This is a genomic window from Campylobacter concisus, from assembly GCF_003048675.2.
GTDB lineage: Bacteria > Campylobacterota > Campylobacteria > Campylobacterales > Campylobacteraceae > Campylobacter_A > Campylobacter_A concisus_F.
In genome coordinates, this window is sequence record NZ_CP060707.1 from 1196455 (window position 1) to 1219020 (window position 22566).

Sequence of the window (22566 nt, forward strand, 5' to 3'; positions counted from 1 at the left end):
TTATCCTTTAATGACAAAATTTACTAATTTGCCTTTTATATAAATCTCTTTTAAAATTTCTTTTCCTTCAAGCCATTTAGCCACATTTTGCTTAGCTTGTTTTAAAATTTCACTCTCACTCTCGCTTGCTGCTACTTCAAACTCAGCCCTTTTCTTGCCATTGACTGTAACTGCAAGAGCGATGCTATCTTTTACAAAGACCTCTTCTTTTACAGCTATCTTTGTGAAATTCTTTCTGCTAAAAAGCTCTTCGCTAAGCTCATTTGCGATATGCGGCACGATAGGCTCTAGTAAATTTAAGATGATGAAAAAGCCCTCAGCATTTACATCGTCATTATCCTGCGCATTTATGGCATTTAGTGCCTCCATACAAGCAGCGATTAAAGTGTTAAAAGCAAATGTATCGCCAAAAACCTCTGTTGATTTTTTAAGCGCTTCATAAATTTTAAGCCTTGCAAATTTTTCATCTTTATTTAGACTTTCATGATCTATCTCAGGTAGTTTATCTATTTTTTTAATAGTTTGTGCCTTCTCCCAAAGCCTATTTAAAAACCTAAATGCTCCCTCAACTGCGCTGTCGTTCCACTCAAGCTCTTTTTGAGGAGGAGCAGCAAAAAGAATAAATAGCCTTGCCGTATCGGCGCCGTATCTATTTATGATATCATCAGGATCTACGACATTGCCCTTGCTTTTACTCATCTTTTTGCCATCTTTTAAGACCATGCCTTGAGTTAGTAAATTTTCAAACGGCTCATCGTCTCTTAGATAGCCAAGGTCCCTTAAGACCTTTTGGAAAAATCTAGCGTATAAAAGGTGCAAGATCGCATGCTCGATACCGCCGATGTACTGATCTACATTCATCCAATAATTCACGCTCTTTTCATCAAGCGCTTTTTGCTCCCAACTCTTCTCATCGCTTGCAAATCTAGCAAAATACCAGCTACTCTCTACGAATGTATCCATAGTATCAGTCTCTCTGATAGCGTCTTTGCCGCATTTTGGACACTTTGTAAATTTCCAAGTTGGATGTTTATCCAAAGGGTTGCCCTCGCCTGTGATTTCGACATCTTCTGGTAGCGCGATAGGTAAATTTTCCTCTTTTTCAGGCACTACGCCGCAGCATTTGCAGTGCACGACAGGTATTGGCGCACCCCAGTATCTTTGGCGAGAAATTCCCCAGTCTCTTAGTTTGTAGTTTGTGATCCTTTTGCCAAGGCCATCTTTTTCAAATTTCTCTATTATAAAGCTTTTGGCATCCTCTGAGCTAAGGCCGTTTATAAGCTCAGAATTTATTGAAATTCCATACTCCGAATAGGCCTTAGAGCCGTTATTCTCACCTTCAAGTGGCTTTACGACAGGTTTTATAGGTAGATTAAATTTGCTTGCAAACTCAAAATCTCTTTGATCGTGCGCAGGGACAGCCATGATAGCGCCACTGCCATAGTCAGCTAGGATGAAATTTGCAACCCAAACTGGGATCTTTTCATTTGTAAGTGGATGAACGACGTAAATTCCTAAAAATTCTCCATCTTTATCGCTTGCTTGACGCTCTCTTGGGCTTTGATTAAGTATTGTTTTTATCTTTGCCTTCTTGCTTTCATCAAATTTATCACTTTCAAGAAGTGCTTTTACGATAGGATGCTCTGGCGCAAGGGCTGTGTAGCTAACGCCATAAATCGTATCAGGTCTTGTTGTAAATACCTCAAAACCATCAAATTTACCGCCCAAAGTCTCTTTTGATACCTCATCAAGGCTAAATTTAAACTCCAAGCCATAGCTTCTACCAATCCAGTTTTCTTGCATTGTGATGACTTGATTTGGCCATTTGCCCTCAAGAAGCTTTAGATCATCAAGTAGCTCGCTAGCGTATTTTGTGATGTTGAAGTAATATCCTGGAAGCTCTTTTTGCACCACATCATTACCGCATCTCCAGCATTTGCCGTCTTCAACCTGCTCGTTTGCAAGCACGGTTTGATCGTATTCACACCAGTTTACGATGGCGTTTTTTCTATAAACAAGCCCTTTTTCAAACATCTTTATAAAAAAGCTTTGCTCCCACTTTGTGTAAAGTGGGTCAGATGTGGCTAAAATTCTCTTTTTAGAAAACGAAAAGCCAAGGCTTGCAAGCTCTTTTTTCATATAGTCGATGTTTTCATAAGTCCAAATTTTAGGGTGGATTTTATGTTTTATGGCTGCGTTTTCAGCTGGCATACCAAAGCTATCAAAGCCGATAGGATGAAGCACGTTGTAGCCGCTTTTTCTATATGATCTAGCCAGCGCATCGCCGATAGAGTAGTTTCTCACATGCCCCATATGTATGCGTCCGCTTGGGTATGGAAACATGCTTAGGATATATTTTTTTGGCAAGCTTAGATCGTCTTTTGGCTCAAATTCATCATTTTTATCCCAAATTTCTTGCCACTTTTTTTCTATCTTTAAAGGCTCATATTTTCTCTTTTCAGCCATTTTTTCTCCTAAAATTCTTCTTGTGATTTGCTTGATTCTATTAATACCAAGGCTAGTGAAAATATATTTGCAATGACTGCGCCAATAGCTAATGAATAGCTAAGCGTTGCATTTTCAGATACTTGCAAAATGACAAAAGCTGGTATAAGGTGCAAATCAGCAACCAGAGAGCTAGCAAAAAGCTCAGCTGAAAGCAAATTTTTAACACCGATCTTAAGTAGCGTAGAAACTAAATTTATACTAGCTGCCACAAAAAGGGCGATCTCATTTTTATCATATAAAAACTCCGCCGTAGTCGTAAGACTCATCAGCGCAAAAAATATGTAGATAACTTTTCCCCAGTTCATTATCCCTCCTTACACAACGCCTTTTTCAAACATAGCGCGCTCTTTATCACGCTCTTTTTTGATCCTTTGCTTCTCAGCCTCTCTAGCTCTAAAATGCTCGATGCTAAATTTAAACCAGATAAGAAATGGTGATGAGATGTAGATCGAGCTGATCGTTCCTATAACTATACCAACGATAAGAATAAATGAAAATCCATGTATCATATCTCCGCCAAACAAAAATAGCACAACAACAGTCATCATCGTAGTGGCTGAGGTTAGGATGGTTCTTGAAAGTGTAGCTGAGACTGACTCGTTTATAACGCCCTCGATATCAGTCCTCTTGCTCTCTTTTATGCCTTCTCTGATCCTATCAAAAATGATGATCGTATCGTTTAGCGAGTAGCCAAGCACCGTTAAAACAGCAGCTAGTGTGTCTAAATTTACATCGATATCAAATAGCGAAATAGCACCGACTGTTATAACGATATCGTGAATTTCAGTTGCGATCGCAGCTAGCGCAAATCTCCACTCAAATCTAAATGTGATATAAAGAAGCACGCCAATTAGTGAAATTCCAAGAGCCATCAAGCCCTTTTGCCTAAGCTCGTCACCAACCTTTGGACCAACGATATCAACACGTCTTACTTCAAAATTTCCAGTATCTTTTAAAATTTGCTTTATCTCAGTGCCGATGTCACCAGTTAAATTTGAACTTGATCCTGAAAATCTAATAACAGCCTCATCTTCACTTCCAAACTCAGTAACAGAGGCGTTTTTAAGCACTTCATTTGTGCCAAAAGCGTCGCGAATTTTATCAAGTGGCGCTTTGGTATCGTATTTTAGCTGGATAAGCGTACCACCAGAGAAGTCGATGCCGTAGTTTAGACCCTTTGTTGCAAGTAAAAAGATCGAACCAACAAATAAAAATATAGAAAGTGCCAATGAAGCAAATCTAAACCGCATAAAATCATAAACTTTTGCCTTAGTAAAAATTTGCATCCCTAGCTCCTTTTATAACCAAACCAAAGTCTGGTATTTCCACTTTTTTCTATCTTATCCATAGCGGCATCAAACATACCATGAGTGCCAAGTATAGCTGTTAGCATCGAAGCCATGATACCTATTGCCATTGTTACTGCAAAGCCTTTAACTGGGCCAGTACCATAAGCATAAAGCACTGCAACTGTGATGATAGTAGTTAAATTTGAGTCGATGATAGCGCTCATGGCGTGCTCATAACCCTTTTGCACGGCCGTTCTTATCGCCACGCCTTCACGCAAAAGCTCGCGTATACGCTCGTTTATGATGACGTTTGCATCAACCGCCATACCGATAGTTAGCACGATACCAGCCATACCAGGCAGAGTAAGCGTCGCTCCAAAAAGCGCCATGACAGCGACCAATATAACAACGTCTGCAACTAGCGCGATATTTGCAAAAATTCCAGAAATTCCGTAATAAACTAGCATAAATAGCACGACTAAAATAGATCCAGCAGCAAGTGCTACCATGCTTTGGTTTATACTCTCTTGTCCTAAAGATGGACCAACACTTCTTTTTTCTAGCATCTTAACAGGTGCTAAAAGTGCGCCACTTCTAAGCGCGATCGCTACATCGTGAGCCTCGTCAAGTGTAAAGCCACCGCTGATCTGGCCGCTGCCACCACCTATTCTTTCATTTATAACTGGAGCTGAATAGACCTTACCATCAAGCACGATAGCAAGCCTTTTACCAACATTTGCACCAGTAAAATCACCAAAAATTCTAGCACCTTCTGAATTTAGTGTGAAATTTATGATCGGTAGGTTATTTTGCTGAGAAAATGCGACCTTTGCGTCAGTTAGCATCGAGCCATCAAGCACAGGGATATTTTTAACGACATATTTTACGCGGTCATTTTTAGCATCTTTAAAGATCACGTCACCATAGCTTTCAGCCTCGGCCTCGCTCATGGTATTAGCTTGATCTTGTCTTTTATCATCAACTGCCATAAGCTGCAAGTGAGCAGCCTTTGCGATAAGATCTCTCGCTCTTTGCTCGTCCTCTTCAGTTTTTATGCCAGGAAGCTCGACTAGGATGTTATCCTTACCTTGTCTAGCAACTGTTGGCTCAGCCAAACCAAACTGATCAAGCCTGTTTCTAATGGTCTCAACAGCTTGCGAGATCGCATACTCGATCGTATCAAGCCTCTCTTGCTCTGTAAGAGTGATATGATAGTTTAGACCATCTTTTTTGATATCAAGCCCTTTTATCTCAGCAAGCGCTTTATCAACTTTTGGAGCCTCGTCACTATCAAGTAGTGCAAAATCAACACTATCTTCTTTTATCTTAAATTTATCAATGAGCACATCTTCTTTTTTGGCATAATAATTTATGCTTCCAGCGATTGACTTGATCTTAGAGTGGATAGCTTCGTTAGTTTCAACACCAAGAAGCATATGAAGACCGCCTTGAAGGTCAAGTCCTAGAGAAATTTTAGCTCCGCTTTGAGTCTGAAAAAAAGATGGCACCGAAAAGCCAAAACCAAAAACCAAGGCTAATATTAATATAATCAGCCTATATGTAACTCTTGCGTTACGCATTATTTATCTTCGATCTTTTTAGCTACAAACTCGCGTGCTATACGAACGATTACATCATCGTTAAGTTTAACTTTGATAAAATCATTTTCGGCTTTAATCACTTCGCATATAAGTCCGCCATTAGTTACTATCTTATCGCCTTTGTCAAGAGCTGCAAGCATTGCTGCGTGGGCTTTTTGTTGTTTTTGTTGAGGTCTGATAACCAAAAAGTAAAATATGGCGAAAAGCACAACAAGAGGTAGTAATGATGTTAAAAAATCAGCGTTTTGCATGGATTTCCTTATTTGTAAGATTTTTAAACGGACATTTTAGCACTAAAATTATAATAAAAGCCTTTGTCGGTGCTTTTTTGCTTTCTAATTTCATTTTTTTAGCTATGGCTGAAAATCAAATTTTAAATTTCATCTCACCTTTTCTCACGCTAGCTGGAATTTACATCATCATAAATTTAAGCAGGGCTGGCTTTTTCGCAGCTGGATTTTTCACTGGGATTTTGTGGTTTTACTGGATCGGCTTTAGCTTTATCTACTACGAGCTTGTCTGGCTTATACCATTTGTCATCCTCTTTGTAGCCCTTGTTTATGGACTTTTATTTTGGATAGCCTCTTTCCCAAGCTTTATAGCACTAAGAGCCGTTTTACTATTTTTAATAAGCTACGTGCACCCATTTGGCTTTAACTGGTTTAACCTTGAAGCAACGCTTGTTTTAGGGGCTTTTGAGCCAAGCACTAGAGGGCTTATATTTATATTTTTAGCGGCTATTTCTTTGAGTTTAAAAGGTAAAATTTTAAAATTTATCCTAGCTTTTATCTGCCTCATCGCCGCTTTGCAGTTTAAAAGTAGCGAGGCAAAGACTCTACCATTTAACGTGGAACTAACAAACACCGATGTCGCTCAAAGAGTGCGCTGGGATAAAAGCTTGCGTATGAAATTTACAAATGAAAATTTAGACCTCATCAATAGTGCTATCGCCGAGCAAAAACGACTCATCGTGCTGCCTGAGAGTGCGTTTCCATTATTTATGACAAATGAGCCACTGCTTGTTGATGAGCTAAAAGAGCTTTCAAAAAAGATAACCATCGTAGCTGGCGCACTTGCCTATGAAAATAAGCAAATTTATAACTCTGCATTTTTGTTTCAAGACGGCACTCTAAGACGAATGGATAAGAAATTTTTAGTGCCATTTGGAGAAGAAATTCCTTTGCCAAAATTTATGCAAGATGCGGTAAATAAGCTATTTTTTGGCGGAGCTAGCGACTTTAAAAAGGCTGAAAATTTTAGTGACTATGAGATAGACGGGGTTAAAATCAGAAATGCTATCTGCTATGAAGCGACAAGAGAGGAGCTTTATAAGGGCGAATTTGACGTGGTCGTGGCTATCACAAACAACGGCTGGTTTGTGCCAAGTAGCGAACCTGTACTTCAAAGAGTGCTTATAAAGCACCTTGCTACAAAATATAATAAAGCGGTCTATCACAGCGTAAATGGCTCAAAAAGCGAGATCATAAAGCCTAAAAAAGCATTTTGGGATGAGTTTTAAAAGAAATTTAAAGTGGCTTTTTAGATAAAGCCACTTTTTTGATTATTTTTTTAGTAAAGCCTTGAAAGTATCAACCGCATCAAGCTTTTCCCAAGGGTATTTTGCATTTCCCACTTGACCTTTTGCAGCTACTTTTGCATATAAAAATGTCTCTTTGCTTGGTTTATCAAGACCAAATTTATTTGTTATCCAGCGAGGTGTTAGAGAAAAATGCTCGCTTACAAAATTTGAAAGCATATCGTCATTTACGCCGTTTGCATGAGTTCCCATAGTATCAACGCTAACTGAAGTTGGCTTTGCAACGCCGATCGCGTAGCTTATCTGAACGATGCATTTTTTAGCAAGACCAGCTGCGACTATGTTTTTAGCTATCCAGCGCGCTGCGTAAAGTCCGCTGCGATCAACCTTTGTGTAGTCCTTGCTTGACTGAGCACCACCACCTATTGGGCTATATCCGCCAAAGCTATCAACGATTAGTTTTCTGCCTGTTAGACCGCTATCGTGAAGCGAGCTGTGATTTACATATCTGCCTGTTGGGTTTATATAGATGATCGTTTTTTCTTTGTTATATAGCTCTTTTGGAAGACCAGTTTCATCTATTAAATTTTGAATTAGTGCGCGAAGCTCTTCTATCTTCATGCTTTCCACGCAAGGTGCTGAAACAACGATAGTGTGGATACTTTGAGGTTTGCAGTTTTCAAAGTTATCTTTGCTGCCGTAATCAATCGTAACTTGAGTTTTTATATCAACACCAAGCTTATCAGGGTTTGCTTTGGCAAATTTATAGACTTTTTCACAAAGCATTCTTGCATAAGTTATAGCTGCTGGCATAAATTCTTTCGCTTCGCAGCTTGCAAAACCAAACATGATACCTTGATCACCTGCTCCGATCTCGCCATCACTTTGATCAACGCCTTGATTTATATCTGGGCTTTGTTGATTTAAGCAGACTTTGACCTCGATATCATCTGGGTGCAAGCACTGCTCTTTTGTAAAGTTACTCTTTCCATCATATCCAATATGTGCAAGAGCATCTTTTACTATCTTTTCGTAGTCTTTATAAGAGAGTTTTACCTTTGAGTTTATCTCTCCACCTATTACTATATTTTTTCCAGCTACGAAAACTTCGCTTGCAACGCGTCCATTTGGATCTTGCGTTAAGATAGTATCAACAATGCTATCAGCGATAATATCAGCGCATTTATCTGGATGACCTGGACTTACAACTTCAGAAGTAAATAGATACATTTTAGTCCTTTTCCTTGGTTAAATTTTCGTGCAATTGTAACAAATCTATATAAAAAGCTAATTAATCTTTTTAAATTTCTTTATATTTAAAAATCATTTAGCTAAAATCAACAAAAAACTAATTTATTAAGGTGTCAAATGAATATGTTTAAAAACATTGCAAGAAGATACGCTGACGGAAATTTGATCGTTCAAATTTTAGTTGGTATCATCCTAGGTGCCCTAGTTGGCTTTTACACACACTATCAGGCAGCCCCTTACAACCAAATCTCAGCTAAAATTCAAACCATCCAAAAAGAGAGTGGCTTAAGCGCAGATGAAGTCATAAAAACTCGTCTTAGCCAAGATGAAGTAAAACAGCTTGATGAGGCCAAAGAAAAGGCTAGTTCGGCTGATTCTATCGCTGCTTCAGCCTCAGTTTTAGGAGATTTGTTTAAAGGCGCTCTAAAAGCGATCGCGCCTATTCTTGTATTTGTTTTAGTTGCAACCTCTATCATTTTAAAAGATTTTGGTCATACAAAAGGTATGCAAAAGATCGTCACACTCTACCTCGTTGGTACCTTTTTAGCAGCTGTTGTGGCAGTCATTGCTAGCTTTTTATTTCCTATAGAGATACCACTAAAAGGTCTGCAAAGCGCTGATATGTCTGCTCCACAAGGCATCACAAACGTGCTAAAAGATCTTATTTATAAAATGGTTGAAAACCCGATAACCGCCCTAGCAAATGGCAACTATATAGGCATTATCACATGGGCGATAGGCGGTGGTATCGCTATGAGATACGCCACAGCTGAGACCAAAAAGGTATTTAAAGATATAAGCGACGGCGTAACTCATATCGTTAAATTTATCATTAGACTAGCTCCATTTGGTATCTTTGGTATGGTTGCTATCAGCATTCACGACACTGGATTTGAGGCACTGGCAGGATATCTCAAACTGATCTTGGTTCTTGTTGGAGCGATGCTTGTAGTGGCATTTATCGTCTATCCAGCGATGGTTTTTGCACTAACTAGGAAAAATCCTTATCCACTTGTGATGATCTGCTTAAAGGAGAGCGCGATCTCAGCGTTTTTTACAAGAAGCTCGGCTGCAAACATCCCTGTAAATATGGCGCTTTGCAAAAAGCTTGGACTAAAAGAGGAGCTATACTCTATCTCTATCCCACTTGGTGCCACCATAAACATGGGTGGTGCAGCAGTTACCATTAGCATCCTAGCACTTACTGCGGTAAATTCTATCCCATCTATCACGGTTACATTTGGCGATGCACTACTTCTATGCTTCATCTCAGCCCTTGGCGCATGCGGCGCTTCAGGCGTGGCTGGCGGATCACTACTTCTAGTGCCATTAGCGTGCGGACTTTTTGGCATCGGCAATGACATCGCTATGCAGTTTGTCACAGTTGGCTTTACTATAGGCGTCATCCAAGACTCAGTTGAAACTGCACTAAATAGCTCATCAGACGTGCTTTTTACAGCCGTAGCTTCAGAGACGTCAAACTAACATTCATAAAATTTCAGCTAAATTTTGGCTGAAATTTTACTTTTATCCATTTTTTTGTAAAATATCCCAAAAATTTAAAGGATAAATATGCAAATTTGGGATCTAAAAGCACTTTTTGCAAACGAAAAAGAGTGCGAGCAAAACGCACTAAATTTACAAAAAGAGTGCGAGAAATTTAAAGATAAATACCTTGAAAATTATGAAAATTTAAAAACAGACCAGTTTTTAAAGGCATTTGCTGAGTTTGAAAATTTGGTAGCCAAAATTTCAAAATTAATGACCTACGCTTTTTTAAATTTTGCCAAAGATACAAGCAAGGGTGCATTCTATGCAAAGATCGATGAAATAGCGACAAAAGCAAATGAAAATTTGATATTTTTTGAGATCAAATTTAATGAATTTGCCCCTAAAAAACAAGAAGAGATCATAAAAAGCTCTAAAAAATATGGCTACTATTTAAGCAATCTCGCCAAAGCAAAACCGCACCAACTTAGCGTTGCCGAAGAGAGAGTGCTACTTCGCACGGCAAGCACCGGAGCTGAGGGCTTTTCAAGGCTTTTTGATGAGAGCATGAGCAAGATGAGGTTTAAATTTAAAGGCGAGCTTTTAAGCGAAGAAGAGATTTTAGCCAAGCTTCATGAGAGTGACCAAAGCGTGCGAAAACTAGCCGCCAAAAGCCTTTCAAACGAGCTTAGCAAGCACCAGCACCTTCTTGGCTACATATATAATATGATAAAAACTGATCTAAAAACGAGCTGCGAGCTGCGAAATTTCAAGCTTCCTGAAGAGCCAAGACACCTTGAAAATCAGATTAGTCAAAAAAGCGTTGATTCGCTCATCGCTGTAACTGAGAAAAATTTTGACCTAGTTTCTAAATTTTACGAGCGAAAAAAAGAAATTTTAGGCCTTAAAAAGCTTTATGACTACGATAGATACGCGCCTCTTAGCAGCGAGGGTGAGTATAAATTTAATGAGTGTAAAAAGATAGTTTTAAAGACGTTTGGGACATTTTCACCTAAATTTGGCGATATAGCCAAAAACGCCTTTAGTGATGGCTGGATCGACGTTTATCCAGCGCTAAACAAGCGGGGCGGGGCATTTTCTCACTCTGGATCAAGCGACACGCATCCTTATGTTTTGCTAAATCACACAAACCAGCGAAGAGACCTTTTCACGCTTGCCCACGAGCTTGGCCATGCCGTGCATCAAAAGCTCTCTTATAGTGTAAGCTACCTAAACTCAGACACACCGCTAACCACGGCTGAGACAGCTTCAGTCTTTTGCGAGATGCTAGTTTTTGACCACATAAAAGACGGCCTTAGCAAAAAAGAGAAAATTTCACTGCTTGCTGGCAAGATCGAGGATATATTTGCCACGCTTTACCGCCAGATAAATTTCACCACCTTCGAGCGCGCCGTACACGCACACGAGGGCGAGATCAGCCTAGATGAGCTAAATAAAATTTGGCTAAAAGAGAGCAAAAAGATGTTTGGCAAAAGTGTCACGCTAAATGATTACTATAAAATTTGGTGGAGCTACATTCCGCACTTCATCCACACGCCATTTTACTGCTACGCCTACTCTTACGCACAGCTTCTTGTGCTTGCACTTTTTGGGCTTTACAAAAGCGGTAAATGCGAAAATTTTGTTGAAATTTACACCGAGTTTTTGAGCCTTGGTGGGAGCCTTAGCCCAAGGGAGCTTGTTGGTAAATTTGGCTTTGACATAGATGATAAAAATTTCTGGCAGATCGGCATAAACGAGGTTAAAAATCTAGTAGATGAGTTTTTAGAAATTTCAAAAGGAATAAAATGTTAGACGAAATTTTAGACGATGAGAAATTTGCACTTTTGATGAAGATGCACGTCTATGAGTGCATTGACTTTTTGCTTGAAAAGGGGCTAAATTTCTCAGTTATGGCAAATTTACCGCTAGTTAGCTTTGAGCCTAGCTTGCCAGATGAGATAAGCAGTGGCTTTAGCATGCCAGTCATTATGTTCTCACTTGGTGGCTACACGCTTGAGAGTACCATGCTAACGCAAGATGAGCTAAGCTTTGAGGCTGGCTTTGGTAGTGAGAATTTTGCCTCAGTGGTATCATTTCCACTTGGAGCGGTGGTTCAAATTTTGGTTGAAAATAGCCCGATCCTTGTAAATTTCTCCATTTATAAGCCAAAAGAGAAGCAAGTCGATCACGCTAAAAAATCAGCCTCAGTCTTTTTGCAAAACCCAAAAAATAAAGATATATTTAAGAAAAAATAGTAATTTTAAGCATTTTTGGCTAAAATCAAAAGAAAATTTAAAAAGCGAAAAATGGAAAATTTACTATCAAATTTAAACGAAGCCCAGCGCGAAGCGGCCACCCACATAGACGGTGCGATGCTCATACTAGCAGGTGCTGGCAGTGGCAAGACAAAGACGATCACGACTAGGCTTGCCTATCTCATCGGCGAGGTCGGCATAGACGCGGCAAACACGCTAACTCTTACTTTTACAAACAAAGCCGCCAACGAGATGCGCAGCAGAGCCATGGCGATGCTAAGCCAAAGCGGCAAAAACTACTCGCCGCTACTTTGCACATTTCACAAATTTGGGCTTTTGTTTTTAAAGCTCTACATAGAAAAGCTTGGCAGAAAAAATAACTTCGTCATAATCGACACAGACGATAAAAAGCGCATCATCAAAAGTTTTGAAAGTCCAGTTGCCACGGCTATTTTGTCAAGTGAAATTTCAAACTACAAAAACTCGCTTTTAAGCGTAGAAGAGGTCTATAAAAATGCAAATTTCTCTTCATTTGACAAGAGCAAGGATAACTTTTACAAGCAAGCAGCGCAAATTTATGAAAAGTACGAGGACTATTTAAAGGCAAACAACCTTGTTGATTTTGACGATTTACTAGGGCTTACGTATAAAATTTTAGACGAAAACGAAGATCTTGCTAGAGAAATTTCAAACCGCTACAAATACATAATGGTCGATGAGTATCAAGACACAAACGACCTTCAGTATAAGCTCCTAAAAAAGCTCTGTCTATGCCACGAAAACATCTGTGTGGTTGGCGATGATGACCAAAGTATTTATGGCTGGCGCGGTGCAAAGATCGATAATATCTTAAATTTCAAAGATCAGTTTAGCAACGTAAAGATCATCAGACTTGAGAAAAACTACCGCTCGAGCGAAGCGATACTAAAGGCTGCAAACGAGCTAATAGATCACAACCGCAACCGCCTTGGCAAGAAGCTTGTAGGCACAAAAGGCGAAGGTGAAGCTGTAAATTTGATAGAGAGTTTTGATGAAAATTTAGAGGCTGGCAAGATCGCAAAAAACATAAAAGAGCTTTTAAGCAAAGGCGTGCAAGCAAAAGATATCGCGATCTTATACCGCATAAACGCGCTTTCTCGCTCACTTGAAGATGGGCTAAACAAAGAGCAGATCGCCTATAAAATGGTTGGTGGCGTAAAATTTTATGAAAGAGCCGAGATCAAAGATATCATAAGCTACCTAAGGCTGATAAACAATCCAAATGATGACTTTTCAATAAGACGCATAATAAACCGACCAAAGCGCGGCCTTGGTAAAGTGAGCCTTGATAAGCTCGAAAAGATGGCTTTTGAGGGCAAAATTTCCATTTTCGAGGCGATCTCAAACATCTCTGATAACGACGAAGCCTTTAGTAAAAAGGTAAAATCAGCCCTTCTTGAGTTTGCAAACAATCTAAAAGAGCTTCAAGAAAGCAGCTCGGTTTTTGACCTCATAGATAAATTTGAAGCTAAATTTGGCGTGAAAAAATACTACGAGAGCTTGCCAGATGGCGCTGAAAGAGCGGCAAACATCGACGAGTTTTACGCTGTTTTAAAAGATCAGATCAAGCAAAATCCAAGCTTTGATCTGGAGGAGTTTTTAAACGAGATCACGCTAACAAGCGAGCAAGACGGCATTAGCGACGAGGCTATTAGTATCATGAGCGTGCATGCGAGCAAGGGACTTGAGTTTGAGCACCTTTTTGTGATCGGCCTTGAAGAGGGATTTTTCCCGCTCATTGGCGACGGTAGCGACATCGAGGAGGAGCGCAGGCTTGCTTATGTAGCGATAACAAGAGCTAAAAAGACACTTAGCCTAAGCTTTGCAAATTCGCGCTTTTACAAAGGTCAGCGCACGAGGCTAAATAAGAGTAGATTTTTAAGCGAGAGTGGTATCACACATGGCTCGCTAGTTATCGAACAGAGCAATGAATTTAAAAAAGGCGACCTTGTTAAACATAAAATTTTTGGTATCGGCAGGGTGAGTGCGGTTAGCAAGATCAAAAAAGAGTTTAAACTGACTATAAATTTTGGTGGCAATGTAAGAGAGATCATGTCAAGCTTCGTGGAAAAAGCCGTATGAACGCCATTTTCGTGGCAAACAAGCCTGCTGGCATGAGCTCAAACCACTTTTTAGGACGACTAAAGAGAAAGTATGGCGTTAAAAAGGCTGGATTTTCAGGCACGCTTGATCCATTTGCGAGTGGCTGCCTGATAGTCGCTTTTGGCTCGTATACGAAATTTTTTAGATTTTTAGACAAAAGCCCAAAGGTCTATGAGGCGACGATCTGGCTTGGGGCGAGCAGTCCCAGCATGGATAATGAAAATATCACTGAAATTTTAAATGTAAAAGAGCTAAATTTAGAAAAACTTGAAGCCATTAGAGGCGAGCTAATCGGCAAGATAAGCTATATCCCGCCAAAATTTAGCGCCAAACATGTAAATGGCACAAGAGCTTACAAGCTAGCAAGAAGCGGCGAAGAATTTGAGCTAAAGCCAGAGACAATGGAAATTTACGAGAGTGAAATTTTAAATTATTCGCACCCTTTTTTGACGCTTCGTTTAAGCGTAAGTGAGGGGAGTTACATCCGCTCTTATGCAGAAATTTTTGGACAAAAAGTTGGTTATAATGTAACTTTAAGCTCATTAAAGAGGGTAAGCGAGGGTAAATTTCGCTATGAAAATGAAAAATTTTTAAATATTTGCAATTTTTTAAATATTGAACAAAACACGTATTTTGGGGATATTAATAACATACTAGATGGTAAGAAATTAAAAATTAACGATTTTGAAACACAAACACAAGGAATTTATTTGCTAAATTATGATAAATTTATGAGCGTAATCCAAATCATGGATGATACTATAAATTACACTCTAAACAAGGTAGAAAAATGTTAATCTTAGCAAGAAAAGAAAACGAAGAAATTTTACTAGGTAACGACATAAAAGTCGTCGTAGTAAGTATCTCAAAAAGCACCGTTAAGCTTGGTATCGAGGCCCCGCGCAACACAATGATACTAAGAAGCGAGCTGGCAAACGATATCAAAAACGAAAATATCCACGCCACTAAAAAAGCAAGCGAAGCCGATATCCACGAGCTTGCGAAAAAAATCGAGAAATGAAAAGCTTTGCAAAGATCAACGTCTTTTTGAAGGTAGTTGGCACCAGAGGCAACTACCACGAAATTTTGTCACGTTTTGTTCTTTGCGAGCAGCTTTTTGATGAAATTTATTTTGAGAGGTCAAATTCTTTTGCTATAGAATGCGACAACAAAGAGATAAAAGAGAACATCATCCAAAAAGCGATAGACGAGCTAAAAAAAGCTGGCTTTTCAAATGAGCTAGATGAGTTTTTTAGCTCTCACAAAATCATCATCAACAAACAAATCCCAATAGGTGCTGGTCTAGGAGGAGGCAGTTCAAACGCTGCCACCTTTTTACTAATGGTAAATGACGAGCTAAATTTAAATATAAAACGCGAAAATTTGATGCAAATAGCCTCTAAAATCGGCGCAGACGTGGCCTTTTTTGTGAGTGGCTACAAGGCAGCAAATGTAAGCGGCATAGGTGAGATCATAGAAGAATTTGACGATGAAGTGCCAAATTTAAATATTTTCACGCCAAATGTTTTTTGCTCCACACCGATGGTTTATCAAGAATTTAGAAGTAATTTCTTACAATACATAGACATTAATGCTGCAAAAAAGATGCAAAATTTAAAGAGCAAAGAGCTACTTGAAATTTATAAAAACGAGGAGCTAAACGATCTTTTTGCCCCATGCTTTAAGCTCTATCCACAGATGAATGAGTTTAGAGATAAATTTCTAAGCGGCAGCGGCAGTAGCGTATTTAGCGTAAATTAAAAGGTAAAATTTTGATAAAAGATCTAGCAAAAAACAAAAAAGCTTTGCACGACTTTAGCATACTTGAGACCTTTGAAGCTGGCATCGTTTTAAAAGGTAGCGAGGTCAAGGCTCTAAGGGCTGGCAGAGCAAATTTAAAAGATAGCTTTGTGCGCGTCATAAAAGGCGAGCTTTTCTTACTAAACGCTCATATCAGCTATCTTGAGACTACACACAGCGCATTTCGTCCAAATGAACGAGCAGCCAGAAAACTTTTGATGCACAGAAAGCAGATCGATAAAATTTTCGGTCAAGTCTCACAAGATGGACTTGCTCTAGTTGTTTTAGCACTTTATCTAAGCGATAAAAACATCGTAAAAGCAAGGTTAGCCCTTGCAAAAGGTAAAAATTTACACGACAAGCGCGAGGCTTTAAAAAGGCGCGAGGCGGACAAAGAGGCAAGAGCTGCCATAAAAAGATATGTTTAAGGGATAAGATGAAAAATTTACTCGTTTTAATAATCGCTTTATTTGCTTTTTTTGGTTGCGGCGATGATGAGAGCAGCAGCGTAAATTTTAAAGAATTTAGCCCAAGTGAAGAGGTTAAGTTCGTAGATGTAAGCGGCAAGGAGCTTACTTTGGTTAGAAAAGATCACGGCTTTGCTATCAAAAATGATGAAAATAAGGTTTTAATGATCGATATTTTTGGCACATTTTGCCCGCCTTGCCAAAAAGAGGCAGCTGAGCTTACAAAATATCAGCTTGAAAACAAAGATAAATTTACACTAATCGGACTAACCCACTTTGAAAATGTCACAAATGAGTATGTTTTGCATGAATTTATGCAAAAATTTAATGCCTACTACTTCATAACAAACGACCAAAAGATAAATGACAGACTTGCCGAGCAGATCGTAAGAGATATTGAATACAAACATGAGATCGCACTACCTTTTAAGGTGGTGATAAAAAATGGCGAATATCAAATTTTAACAGACGTAGATAGCGGACAATACGGAGTAAAATACTATCTTGGCGGCATAAAAGTCACAAAAATGAAAGAAGATTTGGCAAAAATTTATGGAACAAAATAAATTTGCCTTATATATGGAACATCATTTGCTTATAAATGTGTGAAATTTTAGAAGGACTTTAAATGTTTGTTTTAGATAGATCAAAATCTAGCCCATTAGTCGAATCAGCCCTTGCAGGCAGAGAACTACGCCAAAAGCTCATCTCTGGCAACCTTGCAAATGTTGATACGCCATTTTACAAGGCTAGAGATGTAAGATTTGAAGATATTTTAAGAGAAAAAGCAAATGAAATTTATAACGTTTCAGAGAGCAAAAAACTAAATTTAGCTAAAACAAACGAAGCGCACATGGCTGCGGTTGATTTTCCAAAAAGCGACACAGCTCAAATTTTCTTGCGTGATGGTCACATGGCTAGAAATGACGCAAACACGGTTGATCTTGATGTTGAAACAACAGAAATGGGCAAAAACACAGTTATGATAAACGCCCTTGATGGCGCCTACAAGGCTCAGGGCAATATCTTTAAAAGCGTAATAGACGCAAGTGCTAAGAACTAGGAGAGATGATGTCATACTTAAATGATTTTGATATTAGCGGATACGGACTAAGCGCGCAACGCTTCAGAATGAACGTCATCAGCTCAAACATCGCAAACGCTCAAACCACAAGAACGGCTGAGGGCGGCCCTTACAGAAGGCAAGAGGTAATTTTTAAAGAGATGAACTTTGATAAAATTTTAAACGATCAACTTAAAAACTCACAAAGCCTACTTGATTATGAAAATCCACTCGATGACCCAAGCTCACCCAAAAACGCTCACCCTGCCCTAACTAGCGTGATCGTAGATAAAGTGGTGCGCGACGACAAGGACTTTCAGCTAAAATACGACCCTAGCCACCCAGACGCAAATGCAAATGGCTACGTCGCATTTCCAAATATAAACCCAGTCATCGAGATGGCTGACTTGCTTGAGGCGACAAGGGCTTATCAAGCAAATGTAGCGTCATTTCAAAACGCAAAAACAATAGCACAAAGTGCGATATCACTTATTTCAGGACAAGCATAATGATAAATAGTATAAATTTAGATAAGCTAAACAAAAACGAAAATTCAAGCAAAATAGCAAAAGCAGGCGAAGAAGGCGGCTTTGAAAATGCACTAAACGACTCTTTAAAAGAGCTAAACAAAGTTCAAATAAACGCCGATAAAGCCATAGCTGATCTTGCAACTGGCGAAGTAAAAGACTTACACCAAGCAGCTATCGCCATAGGCAAAGCAGAGACTAGCATGAAGCTTATGCTAGAAATTCGCAACAAAGCACTAAGCGCATACAAAGAAATTTCAAGAACGCAAATTTAAGCCATTGAATGAATTCCAGAAAATCAAAAATAACCATACTTTTTTTATTAATTACTTTTGGAATTTCAATCTTTGTGCTTGTTATATTTTATAGAGCGAGCATCGAGCGAAAGCTTCCTAAGCTTCAAACAAGCGACGTAAATACCGCGATCCGTGGCAACATCGTCACTAAAGACGGCTTTAGCATCTCATCAAGCCAAAAACTCTACAAAGTGATGCTTGACACCAGAAACATCGATCCAAATAAAAAAGAGATGTTCATCAAGCTCTACTCGCTTTACAGCGGTGATGATCCAAACAAAGTAAGAAAGATCATAAACGGCACAAAAGGCCTTGTCACGCTCTCTTACAGTATTGACGCAAAGGGCGCTACTTATCTTCAGGAGCTTTCCAGAAAGCTAAACCGCAAGGGCATCTTAATCTCTTATCTTGACCCAAAAACTGGCCTTGCCTCATTTCAAGGTATGCGCGTGATGGAGAGCGGTCAAAACCGCAAATTTATGTCTAAAGACGCCCTTACGCCAGCCATTGGTTACGTGAGTAAAACAGAGAGCGACGCACTTACTAAAAGTAAAGGTGTAAAAGGGCTTGAGAGATACTACGAGGACTACCTAGCTCCGATACAAAACGCCAAAATCCTTGGTCCGCGCGATATCGGCAACAACATAATTTTAACCAGTGATTCAAATTTAGCAACAAGGGTTGATGGCTATAACGCAGTGCTTTCTATACCGCTTAAATTTCAAACAAAGCTAGAGCAAATTTTAGATGAAAAGCGCGAATTTCTAGATGCAAAAGAGCTAATCATCTGCATAATGAATAGCAAAAATGGCGAAATTCTAGCCCTAGCTTCTAGCTCAAGGTATGATCCTTCAAACATAAGAAAGCAAGATTACAGCGCGCTAAATTCGAGCGCAAGCGAGTATGCATACGAGGTTGGATCGGTTTTTAAGCCTTTTATCTTCTCCATACTACTTCAAGAAAAAAAGGTAAATCCTTTTGAGCTAGTAAATACCTATAACGGCCGCTATCAGCTAGGCAAAAGGATCATCAAGGACACCCACCCAGAGCCTTTTATGAGTGCTGAAGACATCATCGTGCACAGCTCAAACATCGGTATGATCCAGCTAGTAGATAGACTAAATGGCCCACAAATTTATCAAGGGCTTTTAAATTTTGGCTTTTCAAGAAAGACTGGCATCGACCTGCCATACGAGCAAGTGGGTATGATGCCAACGGTTACTAAACTAAATTCATCGACCTATAAAGCGACAGTTAGCTACGGATACGGCCTTCAAGCGACATTCATGCAGCTTTTGAAAGCTTATAACACCTTTAACAACAAAGGTATCGAGGTGACGCCGCACATGGTGGCATATCTTGAGCGAAATGGCAAGCGCTACGATCTGCCAAAAGCAGAGCCAGCTCAGGTCATTTCGCAAGAGACCGCAAAGATAATGAAGAGAATTTTGATAAAAACAGTTGAAAAAGGCACTGGCTTAAAGGCATTTACACCAGGTCTTGAGATAGGCGGAAAAACTGGCACCGCACACATCGCTTCTGGCAAAGGCGGATATAGCAACACCTATAATGGCTCGTTTTTTGGCTTCGTAAACGACACGAGAGGTAACAGCTACACGATAGGCGTTTTAGCAAGAGACCCTAAAAAGCCTTACTACTACTTTGGTGCGCAAAGTGCGTTGCCGACATTTAAAAAGGCCGTTGATCTAATGGTTGAAGATGGTTATTTGTTTCCAGATCCTAATGTCATAGCTGAGTTTGAAGCTAAAAAAGATAAGCTTAAAAATGATAAAGTAAAGCAAAAACCAGCGTTAGATTAAATTTAACTTCTAAGATATAAATATTAAATTTCAAATTTAGAGTTTAAAGTAGAAATTTGGATCTAGGCAAGCGGCCTAAATCCAGAATTTATGCAAGTCCAAGTTCATTTAAGACAGAGCTTAAATTTACAGAATTATTTGTATTTTTGCCAAGGCTATTTTGCTTCTCAAGCAGTGTTTGGCTAGTAAGTGCCATGTTTAGCTCTTTGCGGTAGTCACTTAAAATTTTATCCATTATTTTAAGTAGCTCATTTTTTTGATCCTGCGTTTTGGTCGGATCATTTATGCTTAAAAGCTCGGTTAGCTCCTCTTTTTTCTGAGCTATTTTCTCTTCTATCTTGTTTGAATTTAGCTCATTTATAAAGCCAGCAGCACCGATCTCTGTAAGCCTTTTCTTAAACTGCTCAAGCTTGTCTGAAACCTTTGCCTCGCTTGTGATCTTATCAAGCGTTAGACTTAAAATTTCATCAAAACTATTTTTTTTATCATTAGCTTTGCTTGAGCCTGACTGCAACAAATAATCGATAATATCGTTATTTTGAACCTTCATACATCTCCTTTTAAATTTGAGATGCTTTTTATAAGCAAGATTTATTCCTAAAGGCTAAATTCTCTAGCGTTTTTTGATTTTTCTAGGATAAAACTAGCAAATTCATCACTAAAATTTGGACACTCTACCACTTTATAAAAGCTAAAATTTAGCTCTTTTGCAAGCTTAGCGTACTCGATAACTAGCTCAAAAATGGTCTCAGAGTTATCTATACAAAAAGAGAGCGGATAGATAAGCACTTTTTTATTTTCACACTTTGCTAAAGCCTCATTTAGAGATGGCTCTAGCCATTTAACTGGGCCAAGACGCGACTGATAAGCAAGGCTTACATCTTTAAAATTTAACCCCTGCTCTTTTAGCATTTTGCTTAAAATTTGCACATGTTCGTTTATATGTTTTTCGTAGATATCGCCCTTTTCAATGATCTTGCGAGGTAAAGAGTGAGCTGAAAAGATGAGGCTAACATCGCTTATATCGGTATCTTTTATCGCTTCACGGATGTGGGAAATAATGATCTTATTGTAAGCGTCATCATCATAAAATGGCTCGCAAAGTGAAATTTTAGCTTTTAGTTTAAGCTTCTCTTTTGCCTTTTTAAAATCAGCTAGGCTCGAAGTTATCGTAGTTTGTGAGTGATGAGGATAGAGCGGCAAAAGAACTATCTCATCAAATTTTTCATACTTTTTAAGCACATCTTTTACAAATGGCGAAGTGTAGTTCATCGCAAAATCAACCGCGTCAAATTCGCTTTTAAGGCTTGAAATTTTCTCACAAAGCTTAGCTGTAAGCTCGCAAAGTGGCGACTTTCCGCCTATTTGCTCGTAGTTGTGCTTCGCAGTTTTTAGCCTACCTTTTGTGATCATGAAAGCTACAAATTTTCTTAAAAATTTATTTTTTATACCCAAAATATATGGGTCATTAAACATATTTGTTAAGAAAATTTCGACATCATCTAGGCTGTTTGCACCGCCCATATTTAAAAGCAAAAGAGCTTTTTTCATCAAAATAGTTCTCTTATTTTTATAGCGTCATCGATGTTTGAAAGTTCGCTGCTCTCGCCACTTTGGCAAAGATCGTAAAAGGCCTCGTATTGCGCTTTTAGCTCGCTATTATTTGTATCTATCTTTAAATTCATCTGTCCATTTTCGCTCACTTGATGAAGCTTGTGATCGATGAGATCGCCAAAATAGACGCCATTTTTCGCATTTACCTCTATCTTAAAGCGCTCTAGTGAGCCACAAAATGAGTCAGTGATATGCACTAGAATTTGATTTTTACTTTTAAAGCTTATCGCCACGTTATCGGCACTTTTGGCATTTGTCTTGTTTGTTTGAGTGTAGTAAAAGTCGCTGACTTCAGAATTTATGATATTTTTTGCTAGATCGATGTCTGAAACTGAGAGCTCATTTATGATATTTCCGTCGCAAAGTGGCTTAAAATGAGCGATAGAAATGCTATAAATTTCCTCTTCTTTTAAAAGTGCCTTTTTAAGTGACAAGATAGTTGGATTAAAACGCTCAGAAATTCCCGTGCAAACCCTAGTTTTGTTTGTTTTGGCGGCATATTTTATCTCTTTAAGATCTGCGATACTTTTAAAAACTGGGCGTGAGATGAGGATATTTTGACAATATTTTGCACACTGGCAAAATGCCTCCACCATCTCCTCTCTTGGCGAGCAAAGCACGACTGCTTGAGGCTGGGCAACCTCTATAAATTCTTTAAAATCAGTATAAAAATCAGCTCTGCAAAACTCATCAACATTGTCTTTGTCAAAAATGCCACAAATTTCAAACTCGTTTGAGCGTCTAAGCTCTAAATAATGTTTTTTACCTGTGCTGCAATAGCCGATAATGCCGATTTTTAGCTTCACATTCACCCTTTAAAACTTTAGAAATTTTTAATTATTTTATTTACAAATCGCTTTTAAATAGATAAAACAAGAGATAGTTTTCAAAATATCACTATTTTT

23 protein-coding genes are annotated in these 22566 nt (G+C 38.9%); 14 read left to right on the forward strand and 9 right to left on the reverse strand.

Annotated features, from left to right (window positions below; genetic code table 11):
• The 5 genes from leuS to yajC are packed head-to-tail and all read right to left on the reverse strand — an operon-like array spanning position 1 to position 5649.
• Entirely contained in the window at positions 1 to 2466 is a 2466-nt protein-coding gene (leuS, locus tag CVT00_RS06005; protein ID WP_107914978.1) for a leucine--tRNA ligase, read from the reverse strand.
• Positions 2467 to 2474: 8 nt separating this feature from the next.
• Entirely contained in the window at positions 2475 to 2813 is a 339-nt protein-coding gene (locus tag CVT00_RS06010) for a DUF6394 family protein (RefSeq protein WP_002942000.1), read from the reverse strand.
• 9 nt (positions 2814 to 2822) lie between these two features.
• The gene (secF, locus tag CVT00_RS06015) at positions 2823 to 3794 is read right to left on the reverse strand and encodes a protein translocase subunit SecF (RefSeq protein WP_021092267.1); all 972 of its coding nucleotides are present in this window, start codon (positions 3792 to 3794) and stop codon (positions 2823 to 2825) included.
• 2 nt (positions 3795 to 3796) lie between these two features.
• The gene (secD, locus tag CVT00_RS06020; protein ID WP_107686526.1) at positions 3797 to 5377 is read right to left on the reverse strand and encodes a protein translocase subunit SecD; all 1581 of its coding nucleotides are present in this window, start codon (positions 5375 to 5377) and stop codon (positions 3797 to 3799) included.
• The gene (yajC, locus tag CVT00_RS06025) at positions 5377 to 5649 is read right to left on the reverse strand and encodes a preprotein translocase subunit YajC (protein WP_002941849.1); all 273 of its coding nucleotides are present in this window, start codon (positions 5647 to 5649) and stop codon (positions 5377 to 5379) included. Before yajC ends, secD begins: the two co-directional genes overlap by 1 nt.
• Between yajC and CVT00_RS06030 the strand changes: the two genes are divergently transcribed.
• The gene (locus tag CVT00_RS06030; RefSeq protein ID WP_196376837.1) at positions 5625 to 6917 is read left to right on the forward strand and encodes an apolipoprotein N-acyltransferase; all 1293 of its coding nucleotides are present in this window, start codon (positions 5625 to 5627) and stop codon (positions 6915 to 6917) included. The genes yajC and CVT00_RS06030 overlap by 25 nt on opposite strands.
• Positions 6918 to 6959: 42 nt before the next feature.
• Here CVT00_RS06030 and metK read toward each other — a convergent pair whose 3' ends face one another.
• Entirely contained in the window at positions 6960 to 8165 is a 1206-nt protein-coding gene (metK, locus tag CVT00_RS06035; RefSeq protein WP_021084435.1) for a methionine adenosyltransferase, read from the reverse strand.
• 138 nt (positions 8166 to 8303) lie between these two features.
• Between metK and sstT the strand changes: the two genes are divergently transcribed.
• The 13 genes from sstT (at position 8304) to CVT00_RS06100 (ending at position 20047) form a co-directional block, all read left to right on the forward strand.
• Positions 8304 to 9671: a serine/threonine transporter SstT gene (gene sstT / locus CVT00_RS06040; RefSeq protein WP_430516352.1), complete on the forward strand. Its 1368-nt coding sequence runs from the start codon at positions 8304 to 8306 to the stop codon at positions 9669 to 9671.
• Positions 9672 to 9758: 87 nt separating this feature from the next.
• Entirely contained in the window at positions 9759 to 11489 is a 1731-nt protein-coding gene (locus CVT00_RS06045; RefSeq protein WP_107914974.1) for a M3 family oligoendopeptidase, read from the forward strand.
• Positions 11483 to 11932, forward strand: a complete 450-nt coding sequence (locus tag CVT00_RS06050; RefSeq protein ID WP_012139975.1) for a hypothetical protein — start codon at positions 11483 to 11485, stop codon at positions 11930 to 11932. The genes CVT00_RS06045 and CVT00_RS06050 overlap by 7 nt, the downstream gene beginning before the upstream one ends.
• Before the next feature lie 51 nt (positions 11933 to 11983).
• Entirely contained in the window at positions 11984 to 14053 is a 2070-nt protein-coding gene (locus CVT00_RS06055) for an ATP-dependent helicase (protein WP_087580882.1), read from the forward strand.
• Positions 14050 to 14871, forward strand: a complete 822-nt coding sequence (gene truB / locus CVT00_RS06060; RefSeq protein ID WP_107914972.1) for a tRNA pseudouridine(55) synthase TruB — start codon at positions 14050 to 14052, stop codon at positions 14869 to 14871. Before CVT00_RS06055 ends, truB begins: the two co-directional genes overlap by 4 nt.
• Positions 14865 to 15095, forward strand: a complete 231-nt coding sequence (gene csrA, locus CVT00_RS06065; RefSeq protein WP_002941828.1) for a carbon storage regulator CsrA — start codon at positions 14865 to 14867, stop codon at positions 15093 to 15095. Before truB ends, csrA begins: the two co-directional genes overlap by 7 nt.
• A complete protein-coding gene (locus CVT00_RS06070; RefSeq protein ID WP_107914970.1) occupies positions 15092 to 15835 on the forward strand; it encodes a 4-(cytidine 5'-diphospho)-2-C-methyl-D-erythritol kinase in 744 nt (247 codons plus the stop codon). Before csrA ends, CVT00_RS06070 begins: the two co-directional genes overlap by 4 nt.
• 14 nt (positions 15836 to 15849) lie before the next feature.
• Positions 15850 to 16302: an SsrA-binding protein SmpB gene (gene smpB / locus CVT00_RS06075; protein WP_103598892.1), complete on the forward strand. Its 453-nt coding sequence runs from the start codon at positions 15850 to 15852 to the stop codon at positions 16300 to 16302.
• Between the two features lie 8 nt (positions 16303 to 16310).
• Positions 16311 to 16907, forward strand: a complete 597-nt coding sequence (locus CVT00_RS06080) for a thioredoxin (protein WP_107914968.1) — start codon at positions 16311 to 16313, stop codon at positions 16905 to 16907.
• Positions 16908 to 16969: 62 nt separating this feature from the next.
• Positions 16970 to 17404 (forward strand): flagellar basal body rod protein FlgB, encoded by a 435-nt coding sequence (gene flgB, locus CVT00_RS06085; protein WP_107856256.1) that lies wholly within the window; start codon positions 16970 to 16972, stop codon positions 17402 to 17404.
• Positions 17405 to 17412: 8 nt separating this feature from the next.
• Positions 17413 to 17913 (forward strand): flagellar basal body rod protein FlgC, encoded by a 501-nt coding sequence (gene flgC / locus CVT00_RS06090; RefSeq protein ID WP_012139981.1) that lies wholly within the window; start codon positions 17413 to 17415, stop codon positions 17911 to 17913.
• On the forward strand, positions 17913 to 18206 hold the full coding sequence (fliE, locus tag CVT00_RS06095; protein ID WP_021089607.1) for a flagellar hook-basal body complex protein FliE: 294 nt from the start codon (positions 17913 to 17915) through the stop codon (positions 18204 to 18206). Before flgC ends, fliE begins: the two co-directional genes overlap by 1 nt.
• An 8-nt stretch (positions 18207 to 18214) precedes the next feature.
• Positions 18215 to 20047 (forward strand): peptidoglycan D,D-transpeptidase FtsI family protein, encoded by a 1833-nt coding sequence (locus tag CVT00_RS06100; RefSeq protein ID WP_107914966.1) that lies wholly within the window; start codon positions 18215 to 18217, stop codon positions 20045 to 20047.
• A gap of 88 nt (positions 20048 to 20135) precedes the next feature.
• Here CVT00_RS06100 and CVT00_RS06105 read toward each other — a convergent pair whose 3' ends face one another.
• The 3 genes from CVT00_RS06105 to CVT00_RS06115 are packed head-to-tail and all read right to left on the reverse strand — an operon-like array spanning position 20136 to position 22467.
• Positions 20136 to 20597, reverse strand: a complete 462-nt coding sequence (locus CVT00_RS06105; RefSeq protein WP_103595559.1) for a response regulator — start codon at positions 20595 to 20597, stop codon at positions 20136 to 20138.
• 47 nt (positions 20598 to 20644) lie between these two features.
• Positions 20645 to 21598, reverse strand: coding sequence for a ferrochelatase (gene hemH / locus CVT00_RS06110; protein WP_107914964.1), 954 nt, complete (start codon positions 21596 to 21598; stop codon positions 20645 to 20647).
• Positions 21598 to 22467 (reverse strand): Gfo/Idh/MocA family protein, encoded by an 870-nt coding sequence (locus tag CVT00_RS06115; protein ID WP_009294081.1) that lies wholly within the window; start codon positions 22465 to 22467, stop codon positions 21598 to 21600. Before CVT00_RS06115 ends, hemH begins: the two co-directional genes overlap by 1 nt.
• Positions 22468 to 22566 lie beyond the last annotated feature (99 nt).

Coding starts and splice junctions, on each gene's coding strand:
- leuS (WP_107914978.1), bottom strand. CDS start 2,466: ATGGCTGAAAAGAGAAAATATGAGCCTTTAAAGATAGAAAAAAAGTGG.
- CVT00_RS06010 (WP_002942000.1), bottom strand. CDS start 2,813: ATGAACTGGGGAAAAGTTATCTACATATTTTTTGCGCTGATGAGTCTT.
- secF (WP_021092267.1), bottom strand. CDS start 3,794: ATGCAAATTTTTACTAAGGCAAAAGTTTATGATTTTATGCGGTTTAGA.
- secD (WP_107686526.1), bottom strand. CDS start 5,377: ATGCGTAACGCAAGAGTTACATATAGGCTGATTATATTAATATTAGCC.
- CVT00_RS06030 (WP_196376837.1), top strand. CDS start 5,625: ATGTTAAAAAATCAGCGTTTTGCATGGATTTCCTTATTTGTAAGATTT.
- yajC (WP_002941849.1), bottom strand. CDS start 5,649: ATGCAAAACGCTGATTTTTTAACATCATTACTACCTCTTGTTGTGCTT.
- metK (WP_021084435.1), bottom strand. CDS start 8,165: ATGTATCTATTTACTTCTGAAGTTGTAAGTCCAGGTCATCCAGATAAA.
- sstT (WP_430516352.1), top strand. CDS start 8,304: ATGAATATGTTTAAAAACATTGCAAGAAGATACGCTGACGGAAATTTG.
- CVT00_RS06045 (WP_107914974.1), top strand. CDS start 9,759: ATGCAAATTTGGGATCTAAAAGCACTTTTTGCAAACGAAAAAGAGTGC.
- CVT00_RS06050 (WP_012139975.1), top strand. CDS start 11,483: ATGTTAGACGAAATTTTAGACGATGAGAAATTTGCACTTTTGATGAAG.
- CVT00_RS06055 (WP_087580882.1), top strand. CDS start 11,984: ATGGAAAATTTACTATCAAATTTAAACGAAGCCCAGCGCGAAGCGGCC.
- truB (WP_107914972.1), top strand. CDS start 14,050: ATGAACGCCATTTTCGTGGCAAACAAGCCTGCTGGCATGAGCTCAAAC.
- csrA (WP_002941828.1), top strand. CDS start 14,865: ATGTTAATCTTAGCAAGAAAAGAAAACGAAGAAATTTTACTAGGTAAC.
- CVT00_RS06070 (WP_107914970.1), top strand. CDS start 15,092: ATGAAAAGCTTTGCAAAGATCAACGTCTTTTTGAAGGTAGTTGGCACC.
- CVT00_RS06080 (WP_107914968.1), top strand. CDS start 16,311: ATGAAAAATTTACTCGTTTTAATAATCGCTTTATTTGCTTTTTTTGGT.
- flgB (WP_107856256.1), top strand. CDS start 16,970: ATGTTTGTTTTAGATAGATCAAAATCTAGCCCATTAGTCGAATCAGCC.
- flgC (WP_012139981.1), top strand. CDS start 17,413: ATGTCATACTTAAATGATTTTGATATTAGCGGATACGGACTAAGCGCG.
- fliE (WP_021089607.1), top strand. CDS start 17,913: ATGATAAATAGTATAAATTTAGATAAGCTAAACAAAAACGAAAATTCA.
- CVT00_RS06100 (WP_107914966.1), top strand. CDS start 18,215: ATGAATTCCAGAAAATCAAAAATAACCATACTTTTTTTATTAATTACT.
- CVT00_RS06105 (WP_103595559.1), bottom strand. CDS start 20,597: ATGAAGGTTCAAAATAACGATATTATCGATTATTTGTTGCAGTCAGGC.
- hemH (WP_107914964.1), bottom strand. CDS start 21,598: ATGAAAAAAGCTCTTTTGCTTTTAAATATGGGCGGTGCAAACAGCCTA.